This is a genomic window from Pseudomonas sp. A-1, assembly GCF_004801855.1.
GTDB lineage: Bacteria > Pseudomonadota > Gammaproteobacteria > Pseudomonadales > Pseudomonadaceae > Geopseudomonas.
Genome location: NZ_SSTC01000112.1, coordinates 1 through 9,508, shown reverse-complemented (window position 1 = coordinate 9,508; position 9,508 = coordinate 1). Strand labels below are relative to the sequence as shown.

The following is a 9,508-nucleotide window of genomic DNA, read 5'->3' as shown; positions in this document are numbered from 1 at the left end:
CGGCCTGCCGGCGGAAACCGACCTCGCCCTGCGCTGCGGCGACGCCCAGCGCGTGGTGCGCCTGCGCGCCGGCAGCGCGCCGCAGGCGCGGCTGGTCGGCGAGCAGCTGCTGGTCGAGCAGGACGGCCTGCGCCGCCAGCACCTGGCGATCCGCCGCGGCGACAGCCTGTACCTGCAGTGGGGCAGCGAGCTTTGCTGTGTGCAGCGCGTCGACCCGATCGCCGAGGCCGAGGCCAGCCACGCCCACCACGGCGGGCTGACCGCGCCGATGAACGGCAGCATCGTCCGCGTGCTGGTCGAGGCCGGCCAGCACGTCGAGGCCGGCACCGCCCTGGTGGTGCTGGAAGCGATGAAGATGGAGCACAGCATCCGCGCGCCGCAGGCCGGGGTGGTCAAGGGCCTGTACTGCAGCGAGGGCGAGCTGGTCAGCGAAGGCGCCGCGCTGGTGGAGCTGGAGGAGGCCTGAAGGCAGACGCCAGTCCCTGTAGGGGCGAATTCATTCGCCATGTATGGTGCAAGGGCGAATGAATTCGCCCCTACGGTCAAGCCCACCACCAACCGGCGTCACAGAGCCCACCGCCCGACACGGAAACCGCAGATGAAGACAACCGCCATTGCCCTGCCCCAGCACGTCCGCCTGGTCGAAGTCGGCCCGCGCGACGGCCTGCAGAACGAGAAACAGCCGATCAGCGTCGCCGACAAGGTGCGCCTGGTCGACGACCTGAGCGCCGCCGGCGTCGAATACGTCGAGGTCGGCAGCTTCGTGTCGCCCAAGTGGGTGCCGCAGATGGCCGGCTCCGCCGAGGTGTTCGCGCAGATCCAGCAGAAGCCCGGCGTCACCTACGCCGCGCTGACCCCCAACATGCAGGGCTTCGAGGCCGCCATGCTCGCCGGGGTGAAAGAGGTAGCGGTGTTCGCCGCCGCCAGCGAGGCCTTCTCGCAGAAGAACATCAACTGCTCGATCAGCGAGAGCCTGCAGCGCTTCGTGCCGGTGATGGACGCCGCCCGCGAGCAGGGCATCCGCGTGCGCGGCTACGTGTCCTGCGTGCTCGGCTGCCCCTACGAGGGCGAGGTCGCCCCGCAGCAGGTCGCCGCGGTGGCCCGCGAGCTGTTCGAGATGGGCTGCTACGAGATCTCCCTGGGCGACACCATCGGCACCGGCACCGCCGGCAAGACCCGCACCCTGTTCGAGACGGTCGGCCGCGACATCCCGCGCGACAAGCTGGCCGGGCACTTCCACGACACCTACGGCCAGGCGCTGGCGAACATCTACGCGAGCCTGCTGGAAGGCATCCACGTGTTCGACAGCTCGGTGGCAGGGTTGGGCGGCTGCCCCTACGCCAAGGGCGCCAGCGGCAACGTGGCCAGCGAGGACGTGCTGTATCTGCTCGACGGCCTGGGCATCCACACCGGCATCGAGCTGGACGCGCTGATCGCCGCCGGCGAGCGCATCTGCGCCGTGCTCGGCCGCGACAACGGCTCGCGGGTGGCGCGCGCGCGGCGCGGCGGCTGAGCCATGGTGCGCACGGCGCACCCTACGCTTGCGTGGCCGTAGGGTGCGCCGTGCGCACCACCCCCAACACCGACCGCCAGACAGAACAACAAGAGAGGCACATCATGAACAAGCTCTACCCCAGCGCCCACGCCGCCCTCGACGGGCTGGTGGAGGACGGCATGACCATCGCCGTCGGCGGCTTCGGCCTGTGCGGCATCCCCGAGGCGCTGATCGCCGCCCTGCGCGACAGCGGCCGCAAGAACCTCACCGCGATCAGCAACAACGCCGGCGTCGACGGCTTCGGCCTCGGCCAGCTGCTCGCCACCCGGCAGATCCGCAAGATGATTTCCTCCTACGTCGGCGAGAACAAGGAGTTCGAGCGCCAGTACCTGGCCGGCGAGCTGGAGCTGGAGTTCACCCCGCAGGGCACCCTGGCCGAGAAGCTGCGCGCCGGCGGCGCCGGCATCCCGGCGTTCTATACGAAAACCGGCTACGGCACCCTGGTCGCCGAGGGCAAGGAGACCCGCCAGTTCGACGGCGAGTGGTACGTCATGGAGCGCTCGCTGACCGCCGACGTGGCGCTGGTCAAGGCGTGGAAGGCCGACCAGGCCGGCAACCTGGTGTTCAACAAGACCGCGCGCAACTTCAACCCGCTGGCGGCGATGGCCGGCAAGGTCTGCGTGGTCGAGGTCGAGGAACTGGTCGAGACCGGCGCCCTGGACGCCGACCAGATCCACCTGCCGGGCATCTACGTGCAGCGCATCGTGGTCAACGCCACGCCCGAGAAACGCATCGAACAACGCACACTTTCTACAAAAGCAGGGAGGAGCTGAACCATGGCCTGGACCCGCGAACAGATGGCGCAGCGCGCCGCCGCCGAGCTGCAGGACGGCTTCTACGTCAACCTCGGCATCGGCCTGCCGACCCTGGTGGCCAACTACATCCCCGCCGGCATGGACGTCTGGCTGCAGAGCGAGAACGGCCTGCTCGGCATCGGCCCGTTCCCCACCGAGGACGAGGTCGACCCGGACCTGATCAACGCCGGCAAGCAGACCATCACCACCCTGCCCGGCAGCTGCTTCTTCGACAGCGCGGCGAGCTTCGCGATGATCCGCGGCGGCCACATCAACCTGTCGATCCTCGGCGCCATGCAGGTGTCGGCGCAGGGCGACCTGGCCAACTGGATGATCCCCGGCAAGATGGTCAAGGGCATGGGCGGGGCGATGGACCTGGTGGCCGGGGTCAAGCGCGTGGTGGTGCTGATGGAGCACACCGCCAAGGGCGGCGCGCACAAGATCCTCGAGCACTGCGACCTGCCGCTGACCGGCGTCGGCGTGGTCGACCGCATCATCACCGACCTGGCCGTGCTCGACGTCACCGCAGAGGGCCTCAGGCTGGTCGAGCTGGCCGAGGGCGTCAGCTTCGACGAGCTGCAGGCCGCCACCGGCTGCCCGATCCAGCGCTGAGGCTTGCGCAGGGTGGACAACGGCGCCGCCTTGTCCACCGCCATGGTGGGAAATCGCCGCGCGAGTTTCCCACCCTGCCCTGCTCCATTCACGACGCCTACGAGAACAACAACATGCACGACGTCGTCTTCCCCAGCGCTCTGCCGAGCCACCACGACCACCATCCGGGCCAGTCGACCCGGTGCATCGGCGATGGCCAAGGTGTAGCCTTGTCCGTCGAACGCCCATGAACAGCGCAACCCCGGCCCCCGTGCGGCGTCGGGCGCGCACGCCGACCGATGTGGAAAACCCAATGGCGAAGCAGACCTACAGCATCTCCGACCTGGCCCAGGAGCTGGACGTGACCACCCGGGCCATCCGCTTCTACGAGGAGCAGGGCATGCTCACGCCGCAGCGCCGCGGCCAGGAGCGCATCTACAGCCCCAAGGACCGCGTGGCCCTCAAGCTGATCCTGCGCGGCAAGCGCCTCGGCTTCTCGCTGGCCGAGTGCAAGACCCTGATCGGCCTGTACGACCCGCAGGCCGGCAACAAGAAGCAGCTGCACAGCATGCTGGCGCTGATCGCCGAGCGCCGCCTGCAGCTGGAGCAGCAGCTGCTCGACATCCGCCAGATGCAGCTGGAGCTGGACACCGCCGAGGAGCGCTGCCGCGCCGCCCTGCTGCAAATCGACGACGACACCATCCTTCCCGAGTAACCCGCCGGCGCCTGCGCGCAGGCGCCCTTCCTTCAGGAAATCCCCGATGACCGACAGCCACGAGCAGGGCCTCAGGGTCCGCCGCGAGGTGATGGGCGACGCCTTCGTCGACCGCGCCCTGGGCAACGCCACCGACTTCACCGCCCCGCTGCAGGAGTTCGTCAACGCCCACGCCTGGGGCGGGGTGTGGACCCGCGAGGGGCTGCCGCGCAAGACCCGCAGCCTGATCACCCTCGCCGCGCTCACCGCGCTGAAATGCCCGCAGGAACTCAAGGGCCACGTGCGCGGCGCGCTGAACAACGGCTGCACGGTGGAGGAGATCCGCGAGGCGCTGCTGCACTGCGCGGTGTACGCCGGCGTGCCGGCGGCCATCGACGCCTTCCGCGCCGCCCAGGAAGTGATCGACGCCTGGCAGCAGGAAGACTGATCCCGCCGGCGCCCGCCACGGGCCGCGATGGCGGGGCGGGCGCCGGGCGACGAACGCCTGGCGCAGGCAAGGGATGGCGCACGACCTGCGCAACGAGGCGAATCCGCCGGCCGCGCGCCATGTCCGGTCGGCCCCGGAGCCAGGCCGAATAGGGAGGGAATCAGCCGTCCCGGCAGCCGTTGCCCATGACCAGATATTCCAGGGTATGCCGCTGGCCCTGGTGGTCTTCGTAGACCATCTGCACCGGGACGGTGCCACACACATCGGGAATCTCGCTACGGCTGATCACCCGGGCGACATCCAGATCCATCCCGTAGTGGTACTTCTCCACCGGACCATTGTCGACAGCTTCGCCGGCCAGGGCGACGCACGAGATTCCCGACAAGAGCAATAAAGCCAACGCTTTCATCTGCTGTTTACCATGTTCAAGACGGCGCCGTTGTACCGGGCGCACAATGTGGAAATTCCCGCCGGGGATGACCGGCCGGAACTCTTGCGGAGAATCGCCGGAGCGATTGCGCAATCGGAATTAGCCTGGATAGAAAGTTGTCTCCTCGTGGGAGACGCGCCAATTCTACGCGGGACGGCGCAGGCATTTAACCGGCAATCGGATAAAACACCTTTTACCAAATCGACAATAATTCCGACTTTGGTCTATCCGGCAAAAACATCTCCGGAGTGCATGGCAGAATTCGCCGCCGGCCGCACTCCAGAGGCGGCAGAACCCGTCCCGCTGCCCCGTGCAGAATCCACCTGATCGAAGAAATTCCCCGATGCCCGCACTCAGCCACACTGCAAGACTGGCCGGTTTTGCCGGATTGCTATTGCCGTTTTTCGCCCACGCCGAGCTGGTCAGGGACAGCCAGCTCGACGCCACCCTGCGCAACTTCTACCTGCACCGCGACTACCGCCAGGAAGGCGCCGAGCAGTCCCGCGCGGGCAGCTGGGCCCAGGCCCTGTATCTGCGCTTTCGCTCCGGCTTCACCGAAGGTGACCTGGGTTTCGGTGTCGATGCCACCAGTTTCCACGCCCTGAAACTGGACGGCGGCAGCGGCACCAGCCGCGACGGCAGCCTGCCCTACGACCACGACAGCCTCGATCCGGCCGACCAGTTCGGCCGCGGCGGCGCCACCCTGAAGATGCGCCATGCCAAGTCCCTGTTGCGGATCGGCCTGCTCGAACCGCAATTGCCGGTGGCATTCCAGGACGACGTGCGCGTATTGCCGCAGACATTCGAAGGCGTACTGCTCGAATCCAACGACATCGACAGACTAAAGTTGACCGCCGGGCAACTCTGGAACATGAGCACGCGCGCATCCAGCAACCGCGACAAGTTGTATCTGGAAGGCGACAGCGAAGCACAGGGCAGCGACGAAATGAACTTCTTCGGCGCCGATTACCAATGGACGGAACGACTGAAGACCAGCTACTGGTTTTCCAACCTGAAAGACATCTACGACCAGCACTATCTTTCCCTGGAACATCGCCTGCCGCTGGCCGACGACACGCTGCTGAGTACCACGCTGCGCTATTACCAGCACGACGAATCGGGCGAAGCGCTGTCCGGAAGCATCGACAACCACAGCTACGGACTGAAGGTCAGCCTGCAGCGGAGCGTGCACACCTTCAGCGCCAGCTACCAGCGCATGCTCGGCGCCGACGCCCACCCGCTGCTCGGCGGCTATACCCCGCAGCTCACCCTGGTCAACTGGGTCACCAACGGCGGCTTCGTCAATGCCGGCGAGCGCTCCTGGCAACTGCGCTACGACTACAGCTTCGCCGGATTCGGCCTGCCCGGACTGGCCTTCATGACCCGCTACACCAGCGGCAGCGACATCGTCCGCGGCGCCAGTTCGCACGAGAGCGAATACGAGCGCGACACCGACCTCAAGTACACCGTGCAGAGCGGCCGCCTGCGCGACCTGTCGGTGCAGCTGCGCAACTCCACGGTGCGCACCAGCTTCGCCAGGGACTACGACGAGCTGCGCCTGATCACCAGCTACACCTTCAGGTTCTGAGCCCTCCTCCCCCTCACCAGCGGTCGGGCACCGCCCGCGGCTCGCCGCTGGGCGGGCTGACGATCACCGTGCAGGTCATCCCCGCGGCCAGCTCCAGCCCCGCGGGCAGCTCGTCGAGGCGGATGCGCACCGGCACGCGCTGGGCCAGGCGCACCCAGTTGAAGGTCGGGTTGACGTCGGCGGTCAGCTCGCGGCTTTCCGGGTTGTCGCGGTCGTAGATGCCGCGGGCGATGCCTTCCACCCGGCCGCTGAACCGCTCGCCGCTCATCAGGCGCAGCTCGGCGCGGTCGCCGGTGCGGATCAGCGGCAGGCGGGTCTCCTCGAAGTAGCCGTAGACGTAGAAGGAATGCCGGTCGACCAGCGCCAGCGCCGCCTCGCCGCGCTCGGCGAAGTCGCCCTCGAACAGGTTGAGGTTGGTGATGTAGCCGTCCGCCGGGGCACGCACCTCGGTGCGCGCCAGCTGCAGGCGCGCCTCGTCGAGACGGGCCTGCGCCTCCAGCAGGTCGGCGCGCGCCGCCGCGGCCAGGTGCCCGGCATCGCTGCGGCTCTCCCGCGACACCACCCGCTCGTCGATGTCGGCGCGGCGTGCCGCGTTGTCCTCGCGCATCGCCAGTTCGGCGCGCCGCGCCGCCACCAGCGCCTCGGCCTGGCGCAGCGCGGTGCGGTAGTGCTCGGGGTCGATGCGCAGCAGCAGGTCGCCCTTGCGCACCAGCTGGTTGTCGTGAACCGCCACCTCGACCACCAGCCCGGCGACGTCCGGAGCGATGTTGATCACCTCGGCGCGCACCCGGCCGTCACGGGTCCAGGCCGCATCCATGTAGTGCAGCCAGAGGCTGCGCACCAGCAGCACGGCGGCGGCGAAGACCAGCAGGGTGAAGACGACGCTGATGATTCTTTTCCAGGGCATATCCAGGCTCGTTCGCGGCAAATCATTGGTAGACGTACAGCATCAGGGCGCCGTACAGGCAGGTGAACAGGCTGGCGCGCAGCAGGGTCGGGTGCCAGGCGTGGCGGTACAGCCCGCTCCAGGCCACCAGGCGGTCGATGGCCCAGCCGACGGCCAGGGTGATGACGAACAGCAGGGTCAGGTTCGGCAGGTAGACGCCGAACAGGGCGATCTCGCGCGGCATCTAGTGGCCTTTCCGGTGGGTTTGCATGCTCAGCTCCGGCGCCCGGCCGCCAGCGGCGAATGGGGGTCGAGCAGCGGGCTGCGGATCAAGTGCAGGTAGCTCAGCACCCGGCGCAGCGGCGAGCTGTCGAACTGTGGCGGGCGCCGTTCCGGGGTCTGCCGCACGGTGGCGATGGCCTGCTCCACCGCCGCCAGGGCGCGCTGGCGATTGCCCTCGTCGGGCTGGATGAACAGGCGCACCAGGGCGCGGCCGAGGGCGCGCACGCTGGCCTGCCAGGGCATGCCCTCGCCGTAGCAGGGTTCGGCGGGCAGACGCGCCTGCTCCTGGCGCAGCTCGATCACCGCGTGGCCGATCTCCAGCACGGCGAACATCCAGCGCAGCAGGCGGCGCTGCACCTCGGGGCGCCCGGCGGCCAGGCCGTGGGCCTGACTGAGCAGGTCGCGGGTGCCGCTCTCGAAGCCGGCGGCCAGCCCCTTGAGCCTGCCGCCGACGGCGAACACCACGCGCATGCGCAGGTCGTGTTCCAGACGCCGCCACAGCCAGGGGCGGTCCGGCGGCAGGATCAGCGCGTTGGCCAGCGCGGTCACGCCCATCGCCAGCAGGGCGGCGAGGTATTCGTTGAGCAGCCGGTTGAAGTCGTAGGACGGCAGGTTGGCCGGCAGGGCGACGATGCAGAACCACAGCAGCAGGCCGACGCCGTAGCCCATGCTCTGGCGGCGCGCCAGCAGCCAGGCGCCGAGGGCGAACACCGGCGCCAGCGCGCAGCACAGCAGGGCGAAGCCGTCCAGCCAGGGCAGCACCCGGAACTGCAGCAGGCCGCCGAGCACGGCGCTGCCCGCGGCGCCGACCAGCAGCTGCCAGGCCAGGCGCCGCGGATTGGGCGCGGTGCTGACCAGCGCCGAGACCATCGCCGCGGTGAGTACGAAGGTGCCGCCGCTCGGCCAGGCGCTGGCGATCCAGAAGGCGCCGAGGCCGAGGATCAGCAGCGCGCAGCGCATCCCCGCCACCGCCGCGGCCATGCCGTTGGCGCGCGGGGTGAAGCTGTCCCGCCACTGCTCGCGGGCGTGGTGGTGCTCGAGCAGCGAGGCGTGGGTCAGCGCGTAGTCGTGCAGGTCGCCGCTGAAGCGGTAGAGCTGCTCGGCGGCGGTGTTGAAGTCGAGTAGCTGCTGCTCGTCGGGAGCCTGCGCCAGCAGCGCCGCGCGCGCATCGCGGATCCGCTGCATCAGCGCCCGCCGGCTGCCTTCCAGGCGCGCGGCCAGCACCGCCGCGTCGGCCTCGCTGCACAGGTGCTGGCCGAGCGGCGCCAGCACCGCGCCGACCTCGGCCAGGCAGGGCGCCAGCGCCGTGCACACCTGCGCGCCGGCCTCGCCCTGCAGGCGCTGCAGCAGCTGGTGCAGACCGTGGAAACGGGTCGAGAGCACCATGAACTCGTGGTTGAGGCGTCCCAGCCGGCCGCTGCGCAGGCGCATGTGCGGGTCCTCGAAGGCGCTGGCGTTGCGCAGGTTGTCGAGCAGCACCGCCTCGCCGGCGAAGCGCGCGTTGAGCTGCTCCAGGCGCGCGGTGTCGGGCTGGCCGTGCAGGCCGGCGGCAGCGAAGGCGGCGAAGTCGCGAAAGCGCGTGGCCAGCAGGCGGCGCAGGCTGGCGCTGCTGTTCTGCGGCAGCAGCAGCGCGCTGACCAGTCCCGAGCAGAGGATGCCCAGGCTGATCTCCAGCACCCGCCACAGCGCCTGCATGAACGCCCCCTGCGGATCGGCGATGGCCGGCAGGCCGATCAGCGCCGCGGTGTAGCCGGCCAGCACGCAGGCATAGCCGCGGAAGTCGCGGTAGCGCGCCGCGCCGACCGTGCACAGGCCGATCCACAGCGCCAGGCAGAGCAGGAACAGCACGCGCTCCTGGGCGAACAGGGCGAGCAGCGGGATCATCACCGTCAGCCCGAGCAGGGTGCCGATGATCCGGTAGAAGCTCTTGGCCAGCACCTGGCCGCTTTCCGGCTGCATGACGATGAACACCGTGGCCAGCACCGTGCTCGGCTGCGGCAGCTCCAGCCGGTAGGCCAGCCACAGGGCGAGGAAGGCGCTGAGCAGGGCCTTGAAGACGAACGCCCAGACCGGCCACTCGTCCTGCAGCCACTCGTCGAAGCCGCGGCGCAGGGCGCCGGGCAGTGCGGGCGTGGCCGGACCGTTCATGCCGGGCACCTCAGCGCCGCCCCGGCAGTTGCAGGCGCACCGCGCGCGGCTGCAGCCGCTCGTCCGCCGGCGCGCTGCCGGCCTCCAGCACG

General features: G+C 69.4%; 11 protein-coding genes. 7 read left to right on the top strand and 4 right to left on the bottom strand.

Features of this window, described 5'->3' with window-relative positions:
• From E5198_RS18765 to E5198_RS18740, 6 genes are all read left to right on the top strand, one after another.
• On the top strand, positions 1-466 hold a 466-nt coding region (locus tag E5198_RS18765), incomplete at its 5' end, for a biotin/lipoyl-containing protein (RefSeq protein ID WP_136491470.1).
• Between the two features lie 147 nt (positions 467-613).
• Positions 614-1,513: a hydroxymethylglutaryl-CoA lyase gene (locus E5198_RS18760; protein WP_136491472.1), complete on the top strand. Its 900-nt coding sequence runs from the start codon at positions 614-616 to the stop codon at positions 1,511-1,513.
• Positions 1,514-1,617: 104 nt separating this feature from the next.
• Positions 1,618-2,328 carry a CoA transferase subunit A gene (locus tag E5198_RS18755; RefSeq protein ID WP_136491469.1) on the top strand — a complete coding sequence of 237 codons (711 nt, stop codon included), beginning with the start codon at positions 1,618-1,620 and terminating at the stop codon, positions 2,326-2,328.
• A 3-nt stretch (positions 2,329-2,331) separates the two neighbouring features.
• Positions 2,332-2,961 (top strand): CoA transferase subunit B, encoded by a 630-nt coding sequence (locus tag E5198_RS18750; RefSeq protein WP_136491468.1) that lies wholly within the window; start codon positions 2,332-2,334, stop codon positions 2,959-2,961.
• Positions 2,962-3,253: 292 nt separating this feature from the next.
• Positions 3,254-3,655, top strand: coding sequence for a MerR family DNA-binding transcriptional regulator (locus E5198_RS18745; protein ID WP_136491467.1), 402 nt, complete (start codon positions 3,254-3,256; stop codon positions 3,653-3,655).
• Positions 3,656-3,701: 46 nt separating this feature from the next.
• Positions 3,702-4,082, top strand: coding sequence for a carboxymuconolactone decarboxylase family protein (locus E5198_RS18740; protein WP_136491466.1), 381 nt, complete (start codon positions 3,702-3,704; stop codon positions 4,080-4,082).
• Positions 4,083-4,242: 160 nt separating this feature from the next.
• Here E5198_RS18740 and E5198_RS18735 read toward each other — a convergent pair whose 3' ends face one another.
• Positions 4,243-4,491, bottom strand: a complete 249-nt coding sequence (locus tag E5198_RS18735) for a DUF2790 domain-containing protein (protein WP_136491471.1) — start codon at positions 4,489-4,491, stop codon at positions 4,243-4,245.
• Between the two features lie 364 nt (positions 4,492-4,855).
• On the opposite strand from E5198_RS18735, the gene E5198_RS18730 reads away from it, so the two are divergent.
• On the top strand, positions 4,856-6,100 hold the full coding sequence (locus E5198_RS18730) for an OprD family porin (RefSeq protein ID WP_136491465.1): 1,245 nt from the start codon (positions 4,856-4,858) through the stop codon (positions 6,098-6,100).
• 13 nt (positions 6,101-6,113) lie between these two features.
• Here E5198_RS18730 and E5198_RS18725 read toward each other — a convergent pair whose 3' ends face one another.
• Genes E5198_RS18725 through E5198_RS18715 form a run of 3 tightly spaced genes read right to left on the bottom strand, consistent with a single transcriptional unit; the run spans position 6,114 to position 9,416 of the window.
• A complete protein-coding gene (locus E5198_RS18725; RefSeq protein ID WP_136491464.1) occupies positions 6,114-7,007 on the bottom strand; it encodes an HlyD family secretion protein in 894 nt (297 codons plus the stop codon).
• A gap of 22 nt (positions 7,008-7,029) precedes the next feature.
• Positions 7,030-7,230: a DUF1656 domain-containing protein gene (locus tag E5198_RS18720; protein WP_136491463.1), complete on the bottom strand. Its 201-nt coding sequence runs from the start codon at positions 7,228-7,230 to the stop codon at positions 7,030-7,032.
• A gap of 29 nt (positions 7,231-7,259) precedes the next feature.
• On the bottom strand, positions 7,260-9,416 hold the full coding sequence (locus E5198_RS18715; protein WP_136491462.1) for an FUSC family protein: 2,157 nt from the start codon (positions 9,414-9,416) through the stop codon (positions 7,260-7,262).
• Positions 9,417-9,508 lie beyond the last annotated feature (92 nt).